The following is a 19,477-nucleotide window of genomic DNA, read 5'->3' as shown; positions in this document are numbered from 1 at the left end:
CCGATGGGACGTGACGGGGAGTTCTTTGTGTGTAGGGGCGAAAGATCTTTCGCCCCCACGGGCTGGGAAGCCGGACACCGTTCCTTCAATGCTTAGAACCGCCACGTGAAGCCGAAATCCAGGCTGTTTTCGCTCAGGGAGGATTCCAGGTTGACCGGCTGGCCGGTGATGTCGGTTCCCGATTCCTTGATGGTCTTTTCAAAAGCGTGGACATAGCCCGCGTGCACGGAAAAGCGCGGGGAGAAGTCATAGCCCACGCCGAAGGTCACATGGTGTTCCACCACGGCCGGGAAGCCCACGATCCGGAAGGTTTCGTAATAATATTTCATCATGGATTTCCCCTGGACGGAAACCACTTCCTGACCGTTGAACCCGTTGTGCTCCTTCACCGGGTTTTCCGCGTAGTTGTAGCCCACCCGAAGGGTCAGCTTGGGATGCACCTTGTACTGGGCGCCCACCGCGAAAACCCATTGGTCGTTCCAGTCGAAGTCTTCATACCCGTTGGCGTTGGACCAGTTGAGCCACTTCACGTCCGCTTCCACCAGGAACTTGTTGGTGGGCTGATAGGCCACGCCGAAGGCCACCTGGTGGGGCGATTCCAGCTTGAGCCGATCCAGGGTGCCGTCCTGGTCGAAGTCGGCCACATCGTCGTGGTTCACGTTTTGAGGTGAGGTGTAGCTCAGGCCGAAGGACCAGGTGTCGCTGGCCTTGTAGATGGCGCCCAGCTGCACGCCCAGCCCGTAGCCGGTGGACGAACCCGCCCGGAGATCCAGGGTGGCGTAGTCCACGTGGAGGGCCGCCCCGAAGGAGAGCTTTTCGAAGGGCTGGAAGGCGATGGCCGGTGCGAACTTCATGATGGCCAGCTCCGTGTAGACGCCGGAAGCATAGGGGTATCCGCCGAAGTAGGGATTACCCCGGTCCACGGCCTTGCCCTTGTAGTCCACGCCCAGACCCGAGACGCCGTAGGCCGAAAGGCCGAACCGCCAGAAGGGGGGCTTGTCGGTCAGGGGCACCGAGAGGCCGATGGCGGGGATGGGATAGACCTTTTCCTCGCCGTCCGAAGAGACGTTGGCGGAGGGGGTGTTGGGAAAGCTGATCTTGGTGTCCACCTTGGGCATGAAGAGCGTGCCGCCGAAATTCACTTCCGATGCGGGGCAGTAGGGCCCGAAGCACATGGCCGCCGGGTTCACGAAGACCGCGCCGATGGCGTCCTGGGGTGCCGCCACGCCCACGCCGCCCATGGCGCGGGAAACGGGGCCCACGGCGATGAGGTTGTCTCCGTTGGTGGCCTGCGCCGGGGGCGCGGCCAAGGCCCCTAAAAGAAACAGTAAAAAGACAATGGAAAACGTTCTTTTCATCTCAACTCTCTCCTTCCAATCGATCTGTTAAGGGATGTTCCGGCGGGGTTCCGAGCGCCGCCGAAAGGCGCTTTGCATCCTTGGTCAGGGATCACCTCCTTTCCTTGTTGGGGATTGTGGGCGGGGGTACGAGCCGACTTTGTGTCTTTTGGCACGTGCCCCCTTTCAAAAAAAGGCCGCCTGCCTCGGCAGCGGGCCCATCATCCGGATCCGGCCGTCTCCATCCCTTTAAGAGCTCGGCCGACGGCGAGAAAACGGCCGTTTGTCTCGTGGCGAAGCCCTTGGGGGCTGCTCCTGAATGGGACGGTCCCTCCCCAACGTGTGCTTCTTGCGGGCGGGCGTAAAGCCCGCCCCTGCGAAGGAAAATGAACCTGCTGGGTAGGGGCGGCGGGGTTGATCCCCGCCCGCTCATCCCGCGGGGATGGAAGAATCTGACAATCGTTTTTCTAGATCACCAAAGCATCAGCCACCATGGAGGTGAGAAACTGCACGTTCATGCCCAGCTTGTAATGGTGGTTCAGGTTTTCCAGCTGGGTGTGGCAGTTTTCGCAGGCTGTGGCCAGAATGGCCGCCCCGGTCTTTTGCACCTGCTCGGCCTTAACCCGGGCCGACTTCATGCGGAAGTCCAGCGTCTCCTCGCCCAGGGCCACCAGGCCGCCTCCGCCTCCGCAGCAGTAATTGTAGCGGGGGTCGGGAGCCATCTCCCGGTAGTCGTCGGTGAGGTGCTGGAGGATGTAGCGCGGTTCCTCCAGGATCCCGCCGTTTCGGGCGATCTGGCACGGGTCGTGGTAGGTGACGGGCCCCTGGAAGCGGCTCTTGTCCAGCTTGATGCGCCCTTCCCGGATGTAGCGGGCGTGCACCTCGGTGACGGAGGAGACTTCAAAGGGCTGCTTGCCGGAAAGCTGCTTCATCACCCGGTAGGCCGTGCCGCATTCGCAGATGCACACCTCCTTGACCTTGAGGCGCTTGGCTTCGTTGACGATCCGATCCAGGATGAGCTTGGTCTTGGTGGGATCGCCCACGAAGGCGCCGAAATTCACCGCTTCGAAAAAGCTCAGGGTCCAGTTTTCGCCCGCCGCGTTGAAGACGGCCGCCGCCGGAATGATGGAGTGCGCCCCCGCCAGAGCCACGTAGAGCAGATCGGCGCCCTCCACGTCCACGGGAATGACGGTCTTTCCCTCCGCCTCCAGCTTCCACTTTTCCACCACCTGCTGTTCCAGGTTCTTCACCCCCTGGAGAAAGCCCTCCTTGAAGAACTCAATGGATTTTCCCTTCTCGATGGAGGTGTCCGCCAGCAGGGTGAGGATTTCCGGTTCGGCATGGGCGCCCACCAGAAGGAGCTTGGCGATGGACATGATCATCTGGGTGTCGATGCCGAAGGGGCAATAGACCATGCAGCGCCGGCATCCCGTGCAGGAATAGGCCGCCTCGTAGAGCTCCTCCAGGGCCATCTCCGTGAGTTCCTTGGCCTCGCCGTAGGACGGCCACACCTTGCCCTGGCCCTTGAAGTATTTCTTGTAGATGCGCCGCACGATTTCCGCACGATAGGCGGCGATGTACTTGGCCTGGGGCATGGACTGATAGACGTGACAGGCGGTGGTGCACACGCCGCAGCGGGTGCACGTCTCCAGATAGTAGGTCATGGCCCGGTTCAGTTTGGACTGAAACAGCTGCAAAAGGTCGTCACGCGTCTTGGCGTCCATGGTTAACCTCTTCTCAGTTTGTTCACGGGCAGCGCGAAGAAGGTGTGCATGATCTTGCTGAAGGGAAAGACCATGAGGAAGATGTTGGCGAAGAAGACGTGGAGCACCAGCATGAAGGAGTGTCCGGAAAAGAGAATCTCATCGGGCACCTGGGGCTGGAAAGTGATGAGGCTCCACAGGTAGGTGCGGTAGGCGTCCACGCCCATCACGTCGTAGTCGTACCAGCGCCGGGCCCAGTCCATTTCGCTTCCGAAGATGACCGTGAGGAAGAGCAGGATGAGCAGGTAGTAGTCCTCGGCCACCGAGATGTCCCGCACGGGCGAGGTGAAGCGCCGGAAGAGAAAGTAGAGCAGGGAGACGGCGGCGGTGAGTCCGACCAGGCCCTTTCCGATGAAGACTTCGTGGGGAATGATCTGAAAGAGAGCGAAATCGCTGAAGAGCTCCAGGTGTCCGATCACCAGCAGCAGGACGGCGCCGTGGAAGAGAACCAGGAAAACCCACAGCAACGGGTTGTGTTTGAGCACCGTGGGCATGAGGAAGGTGTCCGAAAGGGCATGGAGCCAGGCCGGTTCCTTCTTGGGAAAGATCTGGAGCGTCGTGGGATGCTTGGGAGTGCGAAGGATCTTGATCATGCGGACGATCGAACCCACGATGAAGACGGCGAAGGCCGCATAGACCATGGGGACGAGAACCAGGTAATAGATCGTGTGCACGGGAATCCCCCTTGTCGAATCCTCATGGGAAGGCGGGGCCCGAAGGGGCCCCTTCCCGTTAGACGTTCCTCTTGATGAAGATGCGGATCACGCCGTTTTCCTGGATCGTGTCCACGATCTCGTTGCCGCTGGTGCGAGCCCAGGCGGGAAAGTCGGTGAGGGAGCCCGGGTCCGTGGTCTGGGCTTCCAGGATCTGGCCCACTTCCACTTCCTTGATTCCCTTGCTCACCTTGACCACCGGCATGGGACAGGGCAGTCCCTTGAGATCCATGACTTTGTCGGCTTGAATGGCGTTGCTCATGATGGTTCCTCCTTTTGGGATGGGGATGGTTTCCCATGTTAACTGAAGCCTTCCGGCTTCTCGGCTTGCTTCCCAGGAGCCTGTCCGACAATGTCTCTCCGAGACAAGAGCCGGGGCTATGGCCCCTCTTTTCGTAGCCGCGGGGCCTCAGCCCCGCGGAAAGGGCCATCGTAACTCCATGAAGTGACAGGAAATACGGGATGGTCCATCCAACGTTCGAGGGTTCTTCCGCAGCCCTAAAGGGCTGCGCTACGAGAAAAGAGATATCCGCGACGTTTTCGGACAGCCTCCTAGATGAACAGCTGCACCCGGCTGTCCATGGCCTCTTCCAGGAACTTGGCCACGCCGCAGAAGTCCATGGACGGATAGTCGATCATCTCCTCTCGCTTGAAGCCCATGAGGTCCATGGACAGTTCGCACACGTAGATCTGCACGCCCAGCTCTCCGGCCAGCTCGATCATCTGATCCAGGGACGCCACGTTCTTCTGCTTCATGAGGTTCTTCATCATGGCCGTCCCCATGCCGCCCATGTTCATCTTGGACAGCTTGACGGAACAGGCCCCCTTGGGCAGCATGGTGCCGAACATCTTGCCCATGAGGTCCTTGTCGTCCACCTTCTTCTTGGGATCCCGCAGGATGGGCGTGGCCCAGAAGGTGAAGAACATCACCACTTCCATGCCCATGGCCACGGCGCCCGTGGCGATGATGAAGGCGGCCAGGGCCCGATCCAGGTCCCCGCTGAAGACCACCATGGAAAGCTTGTTGGACGGGCTCTTCTTCTGGAGCGCCTCCAGCTGGGCCTTCATCTCGGCGATCTGCTGTTCGATCTGCGCCAGTTCTGTGCTCATGAAAAGGTCCTCCCGCATTTTTTGTTAATACTATGAACCACCAAATCAAAAAAAGGGGCTCACATCATCCGTTCCTTCACCGCCTCCATGCTGGTGCGCAGCCGCTCCAGGGCCGTCAGAACCATCTTGCGCTCCTCCGGCTCCATCTCCAGGAGGATCATCTCGTGCATCCGGCTGCTGAGTGAAGCGATCTCCTCCGATTTGGCGCGGCCCTCCCGGGTGAGGCTGATGAGCTTCACGCGGCCGTCCGACGGGTCGTCGATCCGGGTGACCAGCCCCTTTTCCAGAAGGCCGCTCACGATCTTGGTCACCCGGCTCTTGGCCACATCCAGCTTCTGGGCGATGCCCTTCACCGTGAGGTACTTTTCTTCCCGAAAGAGCATGAGGCAGCGCAGCTCGGCGCTGGGAATGCCGAACTTTTCGGAGAAGTAGGCCGTGCGCGTCTCACAGCACTGAACCACCTCTGCCATGAGTTCCTGGAAGCGCCGGGCCTGGTAGCGAAAGAAATCGTCTTTGAAGGGCCTCATCTCGTTCATAGTGTGATCTATATAGCCGCCGCGCCGGCCCCCGTCAAGGGAAAAAACGAGATGGGCGAAACTGGGTCAACCGTACGTAAGGAAAGCATAAACGGACCGAGAAGGCCCAGGAAAGGCCAAAAAACAACCCAAAGGAATCGATTATCAGAATAAACGATCTATTTCCTCAACCGGGAAAGAAAAGGTAGAACAGGACGGCGAAGAGGGCCACGCTGGCGGCCCGAACCGTCTGGCCCAGGCAGAGCAGTGCCAGGCCCAGTCGGGGGGTGTAGATCCCCATGTAGTAAGGCAGTTGATGGCGCAGGGCGCGAATGGGGGTGGAGATGATGTTTCCGGCCAAGAGGGCCAACACGGTGGCCTTGACCGAGAGGGTGCCGGCGTCCAGGAGGGCTCCCGCGGCGGCGGCGCCCGCCGAGAATTCGGCCATGATCTGGAAGGCCACCACGGTCACGGCTTCCACGGGGACGACGTGGGTGGGGACCCATCGGGCCAGGTGCGTCTCCAGCCATTCAAAAAGGCCGATTTGGTTGAGCAGGAAAAAGAGGGTGTAGATAGGCAGGGTCCAGCGGAGCACCCGGAGGAGCCGGCGCCGGAACTTCCGCCAGGTCTTTCCAAGTGCTTCTTTGAGCGATGGGGAAGATCCGGGTTCCCCGCTCGCTTCCTTCCCATGGGCTGGCGGTTCGGGCAGCAGGCGGCGTCCCACGCCCAGGACGGCAACGGTGCGTGTGATGGCGGCGCTCAGGGTGACGGCCAGGTACAAAATCCCCGCTTCCCGCACCAGCGGCAGGAGGATGAAGAAGGTGGTGGGAAGGTGCAGGAAGTAGGACGGCAGGGTGTTGACCAGGCAGGACAGGGCCAGTTCCCGGGTGGTGAGGGTGCCGTCCTTGTGGGCGTTCATGAGCAGCGTGTTGGCGGTGACGCCCGAAAAGAAGGCCGCCATGAACGCCACGGCGCTCTGATTCCCGAGCCGCCCCCAGCGCAGGAGCGGGCCGGTGAGGTGCCCCAGGGCACGGGTCCATCCCAGGGCTTCGATGACGTTTCCCACGAAGAGTCCGATGGCGATGAAGATGGTGAGGCGCACCAGGGGTTTGATGAGTCTTTTCTGGATCGTCGGCCACTGGAGCCATGAAGGCCGGAGAATCTCCGAGGTCTCGCGGGGGCTTGGCTGCCCGGCCACCTCGCCCACATATGCGCGGGGGCCGTTTCCGCCCGTGTCAGCTGATGCCGTGGGGGCGAACAGGTCCGGATGGAGCTGGCGCGCGAGCATTTCCACGGCGTCCACGCATCGCGGTCCCGGCCGGGAAAAGAGATGTTCGTCCACAACCAGAACCCGACCGGCCTGCACGGCCCGAAGTCTTTGAAAGTGGGGTCGCTGGGAAGGCGGCTCGGGATTCCGGTTCATGGGGCCTTCCTGGACGATGTACACGTCCGGATTTAGAGCCAGCAGGGCTTCCTGGCTGAAGAGGACCACGGCGCCGGGGTGGGTCACGGCGTTTCGGGCTCCCGCCGCCTCCAGGATCTGGTGGGCCATGGACCCCGTGCCCGCCACCGTGAGAGGCCGGCTTCGGATTTCAAAGACGACCCGAGGCCGATGAACGGCCTTGGACGTCGTGCGTCGGACGGCCTCCAGCCTTCGGCTCAGTCCCCGGACCGCCTCCCGGGCTTCCCTTTCGCGCCCTGTCAGGATTCCCAGGCGCTCCATGGTCCGGAAGACCCCTTGGAAGTCCTTGGGAGCGAAGATGGCCACGGGAATTCCCACTTCCTGCAGGCGCTCCATTTCCGGGGTGGCGGTGCGGCGGCTGGCGCTCTGAATCACCAGGTCCGGGCGAAGTCCCAGGATCATTTCCACGTTGGGCCGCATGTGGGTGCCCACGGCGGGGAGCGGCCGCACGGCGTCGGGATGGGCATCGGCCTGCGTCCGAGCGATCACCCGGCCGCCGGCCCCGATGGCGTAGAGCATTTCGGTGAAGGCGCCGTAGAGGGGAATGACACGACTCGCCGGTTGCTCCAGCCGAATCGTTTGTCCCCAGTCGTCCGTGACGGAAACGGCGGCTTGGGAGGCGCCGGTGAGCGCCAGGAGGATGGACAAGATCAGGGCCGGCAGGCCGTATCGACGGGTTGTCACCGATGGGCTCCTTCCGTATCGGGGACGAAGAAGACCTGGCGGGCGCCGTTTCCCGGAACGTCGTAGACCACGGCCGGGCTGTCGTAGACCCGTTCCAGGGTGGCGGGAGTCAGCACCTCCCGGGCGGGGCCGTCGGCCACCACGGCCCCGTCCTTCAGGAAGATGAGCCTCGGGCAGAAGACCGCTGCCAGGTTCACGTCGTGCAGGACGGCCAGGATGGTCTTGTGCTCCTTGCGCTGCAGGTGCGCGAGGAGCCGGAAGGTTTGAAGCTTCCAGTGGACGTCCATGGCGGACGTGGCCTCGTCCAGGAGCAGCACCGGGGCGTCCTGGGCCAGGGCCTTGGCCACCAGCACCCGCTGCCGCTCCCCGCCGCTGATGTCGGAAACGGGCCGTTGGGCCAGATCCAGGGTGCGGGTGAGCTCCATGGCCCGCCGGACCGCCCGGGCGTCCCGAAGCGTGGGGCCGCGCCAGCGGCCCTGGTGGGGATAGCGGCCCATGGCCACCACGTCGGCGCAGGGATAGGGAAAGCGCACCTGGGTGTCCTGGGAAACCACGGCGATCCTTCGGGCCCGGTCCCGGGACGGGAGATCTTCCAGGCGATGCCCGTCAATGGTGATGGTTCCTTTTTCCGGCCGGAGGATTCCGGTGAGGGCCAAGAGAAGGGTGGTCTTGCCCGAGCCGTTGGGCCCCAGGATTCCCACGAACTCTCCGGCTTCCACCTGGAGGTTCACATCCCGCAGAACGGGGCGCCCGGGATAACCGCAATACAGGTGGGACACACGAATCACGCCAGCACCGCTCTTTTCTTGTGGAGGAGCAGGTAACAGAAGAAGGGAGCGCCCAGGATGGCTGTCACCACGCCCAAAGGGATCTCCTGCCCGTGGGGCAGGAGGGATCGGGCCAGGGTGTCGGAAAGCAGGGTGAGGAGGGCTCCCGTCATCATGGCCGCGGGCAGCAGACGCCCGTGCCGGGGGCCCAGGAGAAGCCGGACCAGGTGGGGAACCACCAGTCCCACGAAGCCGATGACGCCGCTCACCGCCACGGCCGCGGCGGTGATGAGGGAGGCGGCCGCCAGGAGGCGGAAGCGCACCTGGGAGACGGCCACGCCCATCTGGTGAGCGGGGATGTCCCCTAGGGCGAGGATGTCCAGCTCCCGAACGTACAGGAAGATGACGCAGGCTCCGCCCAGAAGGTACGGCAGAACGATCAGCACGTGTTGCCAGCTCCTTCCGGAAAGGCTTCCCATGATCCAGAAGACGATGGTGGAAAGGGAGTCCTCGTTAAGGCTCTTGAGCAGGCTGATCCAGGCGGAAAGAAAGGTGGAGACGATGATGCCCGCCAGCACCAGGGTGGTGGTCTGGACCCGGCCTTCCACGCGCCCCAGGAGCAGGACGAGAAGCAGGGCCCCCACGGCCCCTGCGAAAGCCGCCAAGGGCAGCGTGCCCAGCCCGGCCAGGCGCCACGCCGTCCACCCTCCCAGGATGGCCAGGGAGGCCCCGAAGGCCGCTCCGGTGGACACCCCCAACGTGAAAGGATCGGCCAGCGGGTTGAGGAGCACTCCCTGGTAAACCGATCCGGCCAGCGCCAGGGCCGCCCCCACCAACAGGGCCAGGACCACGCGGGCCAGGCGCACGTTCAAGACGATGTAGCGCGCCGTCTCGTCGATCCCGGAGGCCGATCCGGCGTCCAGGGGGTGGGTGATGATCCGCCACACCCGGGAGGCTTCCACATGGAATGGGCCCACGGCAGCGCACAAAAGGGCGGCCGCGGGTACCAGGAGGCCAGCGACGGTCCAGAAGAGGAGCAGCCGGTTTCGGCCCGAACGGGTGGCTGGAGTCATGGTTCGAGGCCCCGTTTCTTGAGGATCAAAAGGGACAGGTAGTGGGGGTTGAGTTCCGAGAGTTTTTCGAAATCCTTTTCCACCGTCTGCCCTTCCAGGCCGCACCGGCTCACGAAACAGCACCGGTCGGCCAAACCCATGGCGCGGATGCGGTCCAGGATTTCGGGAAATTTCTTGTAGGTCTTCATGAGCACCACGTTGTCGGAAAAGGGAAGGACGTGGGGAAGGGCCTCTCCGCCCTTGGCCCCGGAGATCACGGTGAAGGTCTCTTCCGCTTCCGCCAGGGGCACGCCGGCGCAGGCCGCGGCAGCCTGGTATGCGGTGATGCCGGGGACGGTGACCACGGGCACCTGGGGCAGCCGGCTGCGTACCTTCCGGAGCAGGTAGATGAAGGTGCTGAAGGTCATGGGATCCCCCAGGGTCACGAACGCCACGTCCCAGCCGGCTTGCAGCTTTTCCACCACGGTGAGGCAGTTGGTATGCCAGGCCTCTTCCAGGCGGGCCTTGTCGAAGGTCATGGGAAAGTCCAGGAGGCTCACGGGCGTGTCCGCCGGCACGTGTTGCCGGGCTATTTCCAGGGCCAAGCTGTAATCGTTCTTGCTGGATGCCGCCGCGAACACGTGCCGCACCTTCTTGAGAGCCCGGACCGCCTTGAGAGTCAAAAGCTCCGGGTCTCCCGGACCCACACCGATGCCGTAGAAAGTTCCCAGCATGTCCTTGTCCTTTCGTTTAGGAAGGCCTTGATCCCTTTTGGGGATTGTGCCTCGCCGGTTCACGGAGAGACGGTTCGCGAACCGCCCCCCCAAGAGCGGATCACCTTCTCGGGTAGGGGCGGGGTTTCTCACCGCCCGCTAAGCTGACAGTCACCGCTTTTCTCGTGGCGCAGCCCTTCAGGCCTGCGGGCGTCCACCCGAACGCAGGACAGGCCTTCGGGTGGTGCATGGCATTTCATGGGGTTGCGACGGTCCCTTCCCGCGGGGCTGAAGCCCCGCGGCTACGAAAGAAGATGGGTCCCTTGGCGGTCGATGAAGGGACCCCGTTCCCGGACAGGTCCCTGTTAGCCTGTCCGGGAACTCCCCCAACCGTCACTCCCGCGCAAGCGGGAGTCCATAACTTACTGGAAATCCTGGATCCCCGCTTTCGCGGGGATGACGAATGTGCGTTGAACGACGCAAATCAATCGTTCCCGGGCAGCCCCCTAACGCGATTCCTTTTGGGCCAGTTCCAAGAGGGCGTGGAGAACGGCCACGGCCACCGTGCTGCCGCCTTTCCTTCCCTTAACCGTAATGGAGGGGATCCGGTCCGCTTCCCAGAGGGCGTCCTTGGCCGTGTCGGCCTGAACGAACCCCACGGGAACCCCGATCACCAGAGCGGGGCGCACGCCGTCCTCCCGCCAGAGGCGCAGCACCTCCAGGAGCGCCGTCGGTGCATTGCCCACGGCCACGATGTTTCCCGTGAGGCGCTCGCCCATCTTGCGAAAGGCGGCCACGGAACGGGTCAGTCCCAGCTTCTCCGCCATCAGGTGGGTTTCGGGATCAGCCGCCGGCGTGAAGACCGGGTTTCCAAACCACTGGAGCCTCCAGGGGGAAAGTCCCACCTGGATCATGCGGGTATCGACGTAGATGGCGGCTCCGCCCCGGAGGGCTCGGACGGCGGCGGAGACGGCTTCCGGATGGATCCGGATGAGCTGCGCGTATTCGAAGTCCCCGGTGGTGTGGATGATCCGTCGCACGATGGACCAGGCCTCGGGATCGAAAGAGTGGGGGCCCATTTCGGCCTCGATGATGCGAAAGCTCTCCTCTTCGATATTCCGGCCGGCCTGTACCAAGCCGGGACGATACGAAGTGCCGTTGCTCTCCTCGCTCATGACTTTCCCCGCTTTTCCAAAAAAAAATCCTTGAAGCCTTGCGGCTCCAAGGATTGCACCCGTTTCTCTTCATCCCCTGTGACGAAAGGCTCCCGTTTATGGGATATGCCCTTCGCGGAAAGACGCCGTTTCCCATCCGGTGTCTCTCCCCGCAGGTCTCAGGCAGGTCTTCTGGCTCACGGATCCTCCTACTGGCCGCCCTTCCCATTGCAGGCGTGCTGCAACAGTGGCCATGCGGCGTTCGTCCCCGTTCACAGCGGCGGGACCGCGACGGATTTGCACCGTCTTCCCTTTTAAGCCCGTCCGGCGGGCACCTGATCCTGGCTCAATGTCAAGGAACCTTGCACCCTCCTATTTAGCCAAAGGTTTCCGTCCCGTCAATGAGGGATCTCTGGGTTGAGTGATGAGTGATGGGGGATGCAGCGGTGGGCGCGCCGGGGTGGACAGGCGGACGGCTTGGTGTCAGAATGCGTTTTCTTCGGATCTGGGGGCATCGCGGTGGGCGCGAAACGGAAAATTCGGGTTTTGATGGAAAAATGAGCGGCACGAGCGGGCAAGAGACGGCGGGGCGCCGCCGGCTTCGCATGGGCTTCAGTACCGGCACGGCCATGACGGCGGCCGCGAGGGCCGCCGCGCGGTGTCTTCTTTCCGGCGAGTGTCCTTCGTCTGTGGCGGTCCGGCTTCCGGCGGGCTACTACCTGCCCGTGGAGGTGGCCCGTTGCGTTGGGCACGGCGACTGGGCGGAGGCCTGCGTCATCAAGGACGGCGGGGACGATCCCGATGTGACCCACCGGGCGCGGGTTTGCGTGCGGTTGTGCCTGGGGCGCTTTTCATCGGATCCCGAAACAGGCGGGCTGGAGGTCGGTGCCGGTTGGATTCGCCTTACGGCGGGGGCCGGAGTGGGCCGGGTGACCAAGCCCGGACTCCCCGTGGCCGTGGGGGAGCCGGCCGTGAATCCGGTGCCGCGCCGGATGCTGGCGGAGAACCTTCTGGAGGAAGTGGGACGGGTGCCGTCCCAGGCGCTCCATGGGGTTCCCCTGGGTTTCGGAGCGGATCGTGTGCCGTGGGAGTCGCCTGCCGGAAGCCCGGGGGTTTGGATCCCGGCGCCCGGCCCGCTCGAAGCGGCGCCGGCGGTCACCGTCCATGTGGAGGTGTCTGTTCCGGGAGGCGAAGATCTGGCGCGCCACACACTCAATGCCCGGCTGGGCGTCCTTGGTGGGATTTCCATCCTGGGCACCACGGGCCTTGTCAGACCGTTTTCCCATCAGGCATACGAAGAAACGATCCAGGTGGCTCTGGACGTGGCTCGGTCCACCGGATGTTCCCAGGTGGTGCTCAGTACGGGCGGCAAGAGCGAGAAGATGGCTCGCGCCCTTTTGAACGGGCTGCCGCCGGAATCCTTCGTCCAGATTGCGGATTTCTTTGCCTTTGCCGTCAAGAGAGCCGTGGCGGAGGGTTTCCGCTCCATCGTCCACAGCGTCTTTTTCGGCAAGGCGGTCAAGATGGCCCAAGGCCACCCGTACACCCATGCCCACAAGGTGGCCATGGATCTGGAAGCCGTGGCTCGGTGTGCGGCGGAGATAGGCATGCCGGATGAAACCGTCCGGCGGATCCGCGGGGCCAACACGGCGCGGCATGCCCTGGAGATTCTCAAGGCGGCATCCGGCCGGGAAGGATCGGAAGTCCGGGACGCTCCCCCACGGCACACCCTGCCGGTCCACCGGGTGGTGCGAAGGATTGCCCGGGAGGCGGCCCGGCAGTCCAAGGCGCTGGCGGGCCGGGAAACGGACGTGCGGCTGCTCCTTTTCGATTACGACGGGGCGCTTCTGGCCGATGTGACGGCTTAGCCGAAGGTGCAAAAACGGGCGATTGCCTATTCCATCGCAGCGCAACCCTGTCATGGGGAAGATAACCGCGAATGAATGCAAATGCGTCGTTTGCAGCCTAGGAGCGGCCTTGGCCGCCAGGTCGCAGGCAAGCCGGCTCCCAGGGAACGGGATTCCAGGTTCGTTCTCTCCTAATCGGGGGGGATTCTTTATCGTGGCGCGCTCCTGAAGGGCGGGCGTAAAGCCCGCCCCTACTGAAGCGCGTTGATCCAGAGGGTAGGGGCGGGGTTTATCCCCGCCCGCCAATGGCGCGGCAGACCATTTCCAGCGGAGGAGAGGGTGCAGGAAGACCTGAAGATCCGGGAGATAACCGCTGAGGACGTTTGGGAGCCTCCCACGGTGGCCGTGATCGGAGTGGGCGCCCGTCCCGAAGAGTGCTCCGGGCGTGCCTTGGAACTGGTCCGGCGGGCTCAGGTCCTGGTGGGCGGGAGCCGGATCCTGGCGCTGTTCGACCACCACACCGGAGAGAAGGTTCCGATCCGGTCTCCGTTGGATCCCGTTCTGGACCGGATCGAAGATTGGAGCGGGTCGCATCGGGTGGCCGTTCTGGCGTCGGGAGACCCCCTCTTTTTCGGGATCGGGCGCCGGCTGTTGAAACGTTTCGGAAGAGATCGTCTCCTTTTCGTTCCCGGCCCCACCACGGTTCAGGTCTTCTGCGCCCGGGTGGGAATGCCGTGGGACGATGTGCGGGTGGTGAGCCTTCACGGACGTGAGCCCACGCTGGAATGGCTGTGGCACCTTCGCTTGGGCACTCCGGTGGCGCTGCTCACGGACGCCCGACACTCGGCCGCCTGGGTGGCGGCTCGCCTGGTCGCCTCGGGGTTGGAAAGCCTGCCGTTTTGGGTGGGCGAAGACCTGGGGCTTTCCTCGGAGCGCATTCACTGCTTGACGGCGGCCGAAGCCAAGGGCCAATCTTTTTCGTCCCTCAACGTGGTGCTGGTCCAACCGTCGGCGGACACCGGGCTCTCCGGGACGCCGGAGCCTCCTCCCTTTTGCGGGATCGACGACGAGGCCTTTGCCCACCACCGGGGGCTCATCACCAAGCGGGAGGTGCGAAGCGTCGTCCTGACCCTGCTGGGGCTTCGGCCGGGCCAGGTGCTCTGGGATCTGGGGGCGGGGAGCGGAGCCGTCTCGGTGGAGGCCGCCCGCCTCGTGCCCCTCCGGGCCGTCTGGGCGGTGGAACGGGTGCCGGAAAGAGTCGCCCAGATCCGGGAGAACGTGCGCCGGTTTCATTGCGGTGAGATTTGCGTGGTGGAAGGGGACGCCCTGGAGCAGGTGGACAAGCTTCCGAATCCGGACCGGGTCTTCGTGGGCGGAGGCGGAGCCGACCTGCGGGCCTTGCTGGAAAAGGTACGGCCCAGGATACGCCCCGGCGGACGCCTGGTCGTCACTTCCGTCACCTTCCGGAGCCTCGCCCAGGTGCAGGATTTCGCCCGGGCCCACGGGTGTTCCCTGGAAATGAGCCAGATCCAGGTGAGCCGTGCCGTTCCCATCGGGGATACCGCTCGTTGGGAGGCGCTCAACCCGGTGACGGTCTGTGCCATGACTCCCCGCGGGGATGCGAACTGAGAGCCGATGGAGCGGTAGACATGGCTGACGCCGAGAAAAGATGGAACGGGAAGGTCTTCTTTGTGGGGGCGGGGCCCGGCGATCCGGATCTCATTACGGTGAAGGGGCGGCGCCTTCTCCGGCGGGCGGATCGGGTGGTCTATGCGGGATCTCTGGTGCCCCGGGCTCTTCTGGACCAATGCAAGCCGGAGGCGGAGATCCACGACAGCGCTCCGCTGACCCTGGAGGAAACCCATGCCCTGTTGGTGGAGGCGGCGAAACGGGGTCGGCTGGTGGTGCGGCTTCACACGGGAGATCCCGCCCTGTATGGAGCCGTCCAGGAACAGATGCGCCTCTTGGACCGGGATGGCATCGACTACGAGATGGTCCCGGGAGTGTCCGCCGCCTTCGCCGCTGCCGCCCACATCCGCTGTCAGCTCACCCTGCCGGAGGTGTCCCAGACGGTGATCTTTACCCGCGCTGCCGGCCGCACGCCCGTCCCTGACCGGGAATCGCTCCGGAGCCTGGCCGCCCACCGGGCCACCATGGCCATCTACCTGAGTGTCTCGCGGATGGACGCCGTGGTGGAGGATCTGTGCGGTTCCTACCCGCAAGAGACGCCCGTGGTGGTGGCCTACCGGGTGGGGTGGCCGGATGAGCGCTTCCTTCGAGGAACCCTGGCCGACATCGCCGAGAAGGTTCGCGAGGCGGACATCGGCCGGCAGGCCGTGATCCTGGTGGGGGACGTGCTGGATCCCGGGCGCCACGGGACGCGATCCCGCCTTTACGATGAGTCGTTCGGCCATGGCTTCCGACCCTCCTCTCCATGACGTTTCGGGACCCACGGCGGTGTTGGCGCTTACGGCGAACGGCGCCTCGCTGGCCCTGAGGCTCGGGCGGGCGCTGAAGCGCGCCGTCGTGCACGTTCCCCGGCGCCATGGCTTCGCGCTGGCCATGGGCGCCGAGCCGTTCGACCGCCTGCGCGACCGCGTGACCGAGCTTTGGAAGGATCATCGCGCCCTGGTCTTCATCATGGCCACGGGCATCGTGGTGCGCTCCATCGCCCCTCTTCTGCGCCACAAGAGCCGGGATCCGGCAGTGGTGGTGGTGGACGAGAAAGGGCGGTTCGTCATCAGCCTGCTTTCCGGTCATCTGGGCGGCGCCAATCGACTGGCCCGCCGCATCGCCCTGGAGCTGGGGGGGCAGGCCGTCATCACCACGGCCACGGACGTGACGGGAAAGGCCGCCGTGGATCTCACGGCCCGGGAGGCGGGGCTGGAGATCGAGGGGATGGAGCATCTCCCGCGGCTCACGCGGGCGGTGCTGGAAGAGGAACCTTTCTGGATCCTGGATCCGGAAGGCAGGCTGAACCCTTACCTGGATCGGTTTCCCCGGGCCGTCCCAATTTCGCTGCCACGGGAGATCCTCACCTCGCCGGAAGGGCCGGTGCGGGCCCGGGAAATCCTTTTCGATCGGCTGCGGGCCCTGGGAATGGAAATCCAGGAAGCGCCCGGTATCTGGGTGTGGGAGCGACTGGCGCCGGAGGAGGTTCGGGCGGTGAGCCTTCGCCCGAGGGTTCTCACGGTGGGGATCGGATGCAACCGGGGCACCCCGGTGGAAGAAATCGTGGAGCTGGTCCGGGAGGTGTTCCGCCGAAACGGTCTGTCCCTTCAGGCCATTCGAACGTTGGCCAGCGTGGACCTCAAGGCGGATGAGCCGGGCCTTCTGGAGGCGGCCCGCGTCTTGGATCGGCCCATTCGATTCGTCAAGCGCGCCGAACTGCGGGCCATGGAAGTTCCCAACCCGTCGTCTGCGGTGCAGGAGCACATAGGAGTGGAAAGCGTATGCGAAGCAGCGGCTCTTCGGACGGCCCCGAAAGGCCGGTTGATCGTCCCGAAGCGGAAGTCCCGAAACGTCACGGTGGCGGTGGCTCGGGACGCCTCACCGTGGTGAGTCTGGGCCCGGGGGATGCCCGCCACCTGACGCCCCGGGCCCGGGAGGCCTTGGAACAGGCGGAAGTCATCGTGGGCTACAAGACCTACGTGGATCTCATCGGTAGCCTGGTGGAGGGGAAGGATGTTCGGGCTTCGGGCATGAGGCGCGAGATCGCCCGCTGCCGGGAAGCCGTCTCGGCGGCCCTGGACGGGCGCCGTGTGGCGCTGGTATCCAGCGGGGATGCGGGAATCTACGGCATGGCCGGCCTGGTCTTCGATGTGTGCCGGGCGCAAGGCGTTCGTGTGAAGACCTGGGATGGGGCCGAGACTTCGGAAGAGGGGTGTCTGTCGGTGGAGGTGGTGCCTGGAGTGGCGGCCTTCAACGCGGCCGCGGCTCTTCTCGGCGCACCGCTCATGCACGATTTTGCCGCCGTGAGCCTGAGCGACCATCTGACTCCGTGGGAACTCATCGAAAAGAGACTGGACGCGGCCGGAGCCGCCGATTTCGTCATCGCCGTCTACAATCCCCGCAGCAAGAGCCGCCCCGATCTGCTGGAAAAAGCCCGCCGGATCCTGATGCGCCATCGGAGCCCGGAGACGCCCGTGGGCGTGGTGCAAAAGGCCATGCGGGAAGGGCAGCGCTGCCGGATCACCACCCTGGGTGGTCTCAACCCGGAGGATGTGGACATGCAGACGGTGCTGCTGGTGGGAAACAGCCGCACGTACGTGTGGGAAGGACGGATGGTGACACCCCGGGGCTACCTGGACAAATACGCCGGGGACGTTTGACCGAGCACGCGCCTAGAAGCGTATCCGAGAGCGGGTTTCCTTCATCAACCGACAAGGGACCTTGGTTCGCGGCCGCGGGGCTTCAGCCCTGCGGAAAGGGGTCATTGTGACCCCAACACGTGACAGGGAACATCCGTCGGCGCACCCGAAGTCCGAGGATTTCTCCGCAGCCCTGAAGGGCTGCGCCACGAGAAATTAGGTCCTAAACTGAGCGATTTTTTCTTCGGGTGTCTTTTACACCGCGTGATTAGCGGGCGGGGATAAACCCCGCCCCTACCCAATGGATCCGTGCCCTTTTGTAGGGGCGGGCTTTACGCCCGCCCTTCAGAACCTGTCCATGAGAAAGAATCGTCCAATTCAGGTAGGTGATTCCCGGCGGTTTCACACAGGCTCCTGGGAGCGTGTCCGAGAACTTCCCCAACCGTCACTCCCGCGCAAGCGGGAGTCCATAACGTGCCGGTGATCCTGGATCCCCGCTTTCGCGGGGATGACGAATGGGCGTAGAACGGCGCGAATCTGCCATTCTCGGACAGCCTGCTAGGAGAGCGCTCCGGCTTCCTCCTGGAAGTTCCGGCGGATCTCCTCTTCCAGCGCGGCCAGCTTCTCTGCGCTCAGTTTCAGCGCCTTGGCGCTGGGAACGCCGGTCATGTCCAGTTCCGGCTTCTTGGTGGGACCCAGTTCCAGCTTGTGGCAAAACGCGTTGGCCAGATGAACGATCACGGAAAGAGCCGGCAGGATCTTGGCCCTGGCCGGGTTGTGATGGCAGCCGATGGCTTCGTCGATTTCTTCCGGAAATTGCCACTTTCGGGCCAGAAGCCGGCCCACCTGGGCGTGGTCGAACCCGAAGGTCTCCCGTTCCAGCTTGGCGAAGGACAGGGAAGGGTCATTGTAGACCTCCTGGATAATCAGGCGCATCTGGTCGGGAAAACGGGTAAACAGGATCATCTTGCCCACATCGTGCAGAAGACCCGCCAGGAAGGATTCGTCCACCCGGGAATAGCGAAGACGGGTGGCGATGGTTCGTGCGCCCAGGGCGCAACCCACGGAGTGCTCCCAGAGGAGCTTTTCCGTGAGGCCGAAGGGGTCGAAAAGATCCCGCGTAACGGACGCCACCACCAGGGAGCGCACGGTCTTCATCCCGATGATCACCACCGCGTCCCGCAAGGTGGCAATGCTTCGGGACCGGGCGTAGAAGGAGGAGTTGGCCAGCTTGAGCACTCGGGCGGCCAGGGACGGGTCCTGTGCGATGAGTTTCTGAACGTCTTCGGCACCGGCGTCGGGGTCGCTGATTTTCTTGATCACTTGACTGGCCACGTGGGGCATGGCCGGCAGGTCGCCCGTCAGTTGAACGAGCTTGTCCAGATTGGGAGAGGTCTGTGCTGCTTCCATGGAGATCCTGTCCTTCAGCAAGAGGTGGTCAGTCGCTCGGTCCTTTGTTTTAATCGTCCGGATAGTCGGAAAACTTTAATCAAAACACACGCCCACGCGACGGCCGGCTTTGGCGTTTTCCGACACACGCGCTTGAAGGACACGATACCTCAAGATAACGAGCTCGCTGCCGGCCCGTTCCACTTCTTCAAGGGAGAGATCCATGGCCACGTCTGGGGAGAAAAGGCCGAGACCGGTGCCGAAGATCTTCGGGGAAAGGGTGACCACGACGGCATCGATGAGGCCCTTACGGGCGAAGAGGGAGTTGACGCAGGTTCCACCCGCCAGGACGACTTCACCATAGCCTTGGCTTTCCAGTCGTTCGAGAATTTGCCGGGGCGGGTCGGCGGTAAAGACCAGGTTGTCCCATGGGGACTTGCGGGATGGATCGCGGGTCATGACCACGTTCAGCCGCTCCGGAAGCGGCTTCCCAAGAGTGTCGAAGGTGCGCGATCCCATGATGACCACACCCGCCCGCCGACTCAAGGCGGCGAAGATCTTCTTGTCCTCCGGAGGCGTCCAATCAGGGAAATGGTCGGCATGCTTGGCGATTTTACCATCCAGCGTCATGGCCATGAGCAGGGTCACTTTCATGGGCGGA

18 protein-coding genes and 1 riboswitch are annotated in these 19,477 nt (G+C 63.8%); of the genes, 5 read left to right on the top strand and 13 right to left on the bottom strand.

Annotated features, from left to right (window positions below; genetic code table 11):
• Positions 1-92: 92 nt before the first annotated feature.
• From BUB04_RS12965 to BUB04_RS12910, 11 genes are all read right to left on the bottom strand, one after another.
• Positions 93-1,358, bottom strand: a complete 1,266-nt coding sequence (locus BUB04_RS12965) for an OmpP1/FadL family transporter (protein WP_073040188.1) — start codon at positions 1,356-1,358, stop codon at positions 93-95.
• Positions 1,359-1,804: 446 nt separating this feature from the next.
• Positions 1,805-3,061 carry a (Fe-S)-binding protein gene (locus BUB04_RS12960; protein ID WP_073040186.1) on the bottom strand — a complete coding sequence of 419 codons (1,257 nt, stop codon included), beginning with the start codon at positions 3,059-3,061 and terminating at the stop codon, positions 1,805-1,807.
• Positions 3,062-3,063: 2 nt separating this feature from the next.
• Positions 3,064-3,774, bottom strand: coding sequence for a respiratory nitrate reductase subunit gamma (locus BUB04_RS12955; RefSeq protein WP_073040184.1), 711 nt, complete (start codon positions 3,772-3,774; stop codon positions 3,064-3,066).
• 58 nt (positions 3,775-3,832) lie between these two features.
• Positions 3,833-4,075 (bottom strand): sulfurtransferase TusA family protein, encoded by a 243-nt coding sequence (locus BUB04_RS12950; RefSeq protein WP_073040182.1) that lies wholly within the window; start codon positions 4,073-4,075, stop codon positions 3,833-3,835.
• Positions 4,076-4,365: 290 nt separating this feature from the next.
• Entirely contained in the window at positions 4,366-4,923 is a 558-nt protein-coding gene (locus BUB04_RS12945) for a DsrE/DsrF/DrsH-like family protein (RefSeq protein ID WP_245795193.1), read from the bottom strand.
• 59 nt (positions 4,924-4,982) lie between these two features.
• Entirely contained in the window at positions 4,983-5,459 is a 477-nt protein-coding gene (locus BUB04_RS12940) for a MarR family winged helix-turn-helix transcriptional regulator (protein ID WP_073040178.1), read from the bottom strand.
• Positions 5,460-5,625: 166 nt separating this feature from the next.
• Positions 5,626-7,584, bottom strand: a complete 1,959-nt coding sequence (locus BUB04_RS19620) for a helical backbone metal receptor (RefSeq protein ID WP_218588451.1) — start codon at positions 7,582-7,584, stop codon at positions 5,626-5,628.
• Positions 7,581-8,372, bottom strand: a complete 792-nt coding sequence (locus tag BUB04_RS12925) for an ABC transporter ATP-binding protein (RefSeq protein ID WP_073040169.1) — start codon at positions 8,370-8,372, stop codon at positions 7,581-7,583. Before BUB04_RS12925 ends, BUB04_RS19620 begins: the two co-directional genes overlap by 4 nt.
• A complete protein-coding gene (locus tag BUB04_RS12920) occupies positions 8,369-9,424 on the bottom strand; it encodes a FecCD family ABC transporter permease (RefSeq protein WP_073040167.1) in 1,056 nt (351 codons plus the stop codon). The genes BUB04_RS12925 and BUB04_RS12920 overlap by 4 nt, the downstream gene beginning before the upstream one ends.
• Complete coding sequence (gene cobI / locus BUB04_RS12915) at positions 9,421-10,137, bottom strand: precorrin-2 C(20)-methyltransferase (RefSeq protein WP_073040165.1); 717 nt, start codon at positions 10,135-10,137, stop codon at positions 9,421-9,423. Before cobI ends, BUB04_RS12920 begins: the two co-directional genes overlap by 4 nt.
• Before the next feature lie 485 nt (positions 10,138-10,622).
• Positions 10,623-11,291 (bottom strand): precorrin-8X methylmutase, encoded by a 669-nt coding sequence (locus BUB04_RS12910; protein WP_073040163.1) that lies wholly within the window; start codon positions 11,289-11,291, stop codon positions 10,623-10,625.
• A gap of 144 nt (positions 11,292-11,435) precedes the next feature.
• A riboswitch (cobalamin riboswitch) is annotated at positions 11,436-11,624 on the bottom strand.
• 203 nt (positions 11,625-11,827) lie between these two features.
• Here BUB04_RS12910 and cbiD point away from each other — a divergent pair.
• From cbiD to cobJ, 5 genes are all read left to right on the top strand, one after another.
• On the top strand, positions 11,828-13,138 hold the full coding sequence (cbiD, locus tag BUB04_RS12905; RefSeq protein ID WP_073040161.1) for a cobalt-precorrin-5B (C(1))-methyltransferase CbiD: 1,311 nt from the start codon (positions 11,828-11,830) through the stop codon (positions 13,136-13,138).
• Between the two features lie 318 nt (positions 13,139-13,456).
• Positions 13,457-14,746, top strand: coding sequence for a precorrin-6y C5,15-methyltransferase (decarboxylating) subunit CbiE (gene cbiE / locus BUB04_RS12900; protein ID WP_178371987.1), 1,290 nt, complete (start codon positions 13,457-13,459; stop codon positions 14,744-14,746).
• Between the two features lie 20 nt (positions 14,747-14,766).
• Positions 14,767-15,555: a precorrin-4 C(11)-methyltransferase gene (gene cobM / locus BUB04_RS12895; RefSeq protein WP_073040159.1), complete on the top strand. Its 789-nt coding sequence runs from the start codon at positions 14,767-14,769 to the stop codon at positions 15,553-15,555.
• The gene (locus tag BUB04_RS12890) at positions 15,530-16,678 is read left to right on the top strand and encodes a cobalt-precorrin 5A hydrolase (protein ID WP_073040157.1); all 1,149 of its coding nucleotides are present in this window, start codon (positions 15,530-15,532) and stop codon (positions 16,676-16,678) included. The genes cobM and BUB04_RS12890 overlap by 26 nt, the downstream gene beginning before the upstream one ends.
• Positions 16,672-17,448: a precorrin-3B C(17)-methyltransferase gene (gene cobJ / locus BUB04_RS12885; protein ID WP_245795192.1), complete on the top strand. Its 777-nt coding sequence runs from the start codon at positions 16,672-16,674 to the stop codon at positions 17,446-17,448. The genes BUB04_RS12890 and cobJ overlap by 7 nt, the downstream gene beginning before the upstream one ends.
• A gap of 537 nt (positions 17,449-17,985) precedes the next feature.
• On the opposite strand, the gene BUB04_RS12880 is transcribed toward cobJ, so the two are convergent.
• Positions 17,986-18,837, bottom strand: a complete 852-nt coding sequence (locus BUB04_RS12880; protein ID WP_073040222.1) for an HDOD domain-containing protein — start codon at positions 18,835-18,837, stop codon at positions 17,986-17,988.
• 75 nt (positions 18,838-18,912) lie between these two features.
• Positions 18,913-19,470 carry a dihydrofolate reductase family protein gene (locus BUB04_RS12875; RefSeq protein WP_073040153.1) on the bottom strand — a complete coding sequence of 186 codons (558 nt, stop codon included), beginning with the start codon at positions 19,468-19,470 and terminating at the stop codon, positions 18,913-18,915.
• Positions 19,471-19,477 lie beyond the last annotated feature (7 nt).

This window comes from Desulfacinum infernum DSM 9756, assembly GCF_900129305.1.
In the GTDB taxonomy this organism is placed as follows: Bacteria; Desulfobacterota; Syntrophobacteria; order Syntrophobacterales; family DSM-9756; genus Desulfacinum; species Desulfacinum infernum.
This window is presented reverse-complemented; position numbering and strand designations above follow the sequence as displayed.

Excerpts from the sequence above, each read along its gene's own strand:
- cobM (WP_073040159.1), top strand. The coding sequence starts at position 14,767 with ATGGCTGACGCCGAGAAAAGATGGAACGGGAAGGTCTTCTTTGTGGGG.
- BUB04_RS12965 (WP_073040188.1), bottom strand. The coding sequence starts at position 1,358 with ATGAAAAGAACGTTTTCCATTGTCTTTTTACTGTTTCTTTTAGGGGCC.
- BUB04_RS12945 (WP_245795193.1), bottom strand. The coding sequence starts at position 4,923 with ATGAGCACAGAACTGGCGCAGATCGAACAGCAGATCGCCGAGATGAAG.
- BUB04_RS12950 (WP_073040182.1), bottom strand. The coding sequence starts at position 4,075 with ATGAGCAACGCCATTCAAGCCGACAAAGTCATGGATCTCAAGGGACTG.
- cobI (WP_073040165.1), bottom strand. The coding sequence starts at position 10,137 with ATGCTGGGAACTTTCTACGGCATCGGTGTGGGTCCGGGAGACCCGGAG.
- BUB04_RS12960 (WP_073040186.1), bottom strand. The coding sequence starts at position 3,061 with ATGGACGCCAAGACGCGTGACGACCTTTTGCAGCTGTTTCAGTCCAAA.
- BUB04_RS12910 (WP_073040163.1), bottom strand. The coding sequence starts at position 11,291 with ATGAGCGAGGAGAGCAACGGCACTTCGTATCGTCCCGGCTTGGTACAG.
- BUB04_RS12920 (WP_073040167.1), bottom strand. The coding sequence starts at position 9,424 with ATGACTCCAGCCACCCGTTCGGGCCGAAACCGGCTGCTCCTCTTCTGG.
- BUB04_RS12875 (WP_073040153.1), bottom strand. The coding sequence starts at position 19,470 with ATGAAAGTGACCCTGCTCATGGCCATGACGCTGGATGGTAAAATCGCC.
- BUB04_RS12940 (WP_073040178.1), bottom strand. The coding sequence starts at position 5,459 with ATGAACGAGATGAGGCCCTTCAAAGACGATTTCTTTCGCTACCAGGCC.
- cbiD (WP_073040161.1), top strand. The coding sequence starts at position 11,828 with ATGAGCGGCACGAGCGGGCAAGAGACGGCGGGGCGCCGCCGGCTTCGC.
- BUB04_RS12890 (WP_073040157.1), top strand. The coding sequence starts at position 15,530 with ATGGCTTCCGACCCTCCTCTCCATGACGTTTCGGGACCCACGGCGGTG.
- BUB04_RS12880 (WP_073040222.1), bottom strand. The coding sequence starts at position 18,837 with ATGGAAGCAGCACAGACCTCTCCCAATCTGGACAAGCTCGTTCAACTG.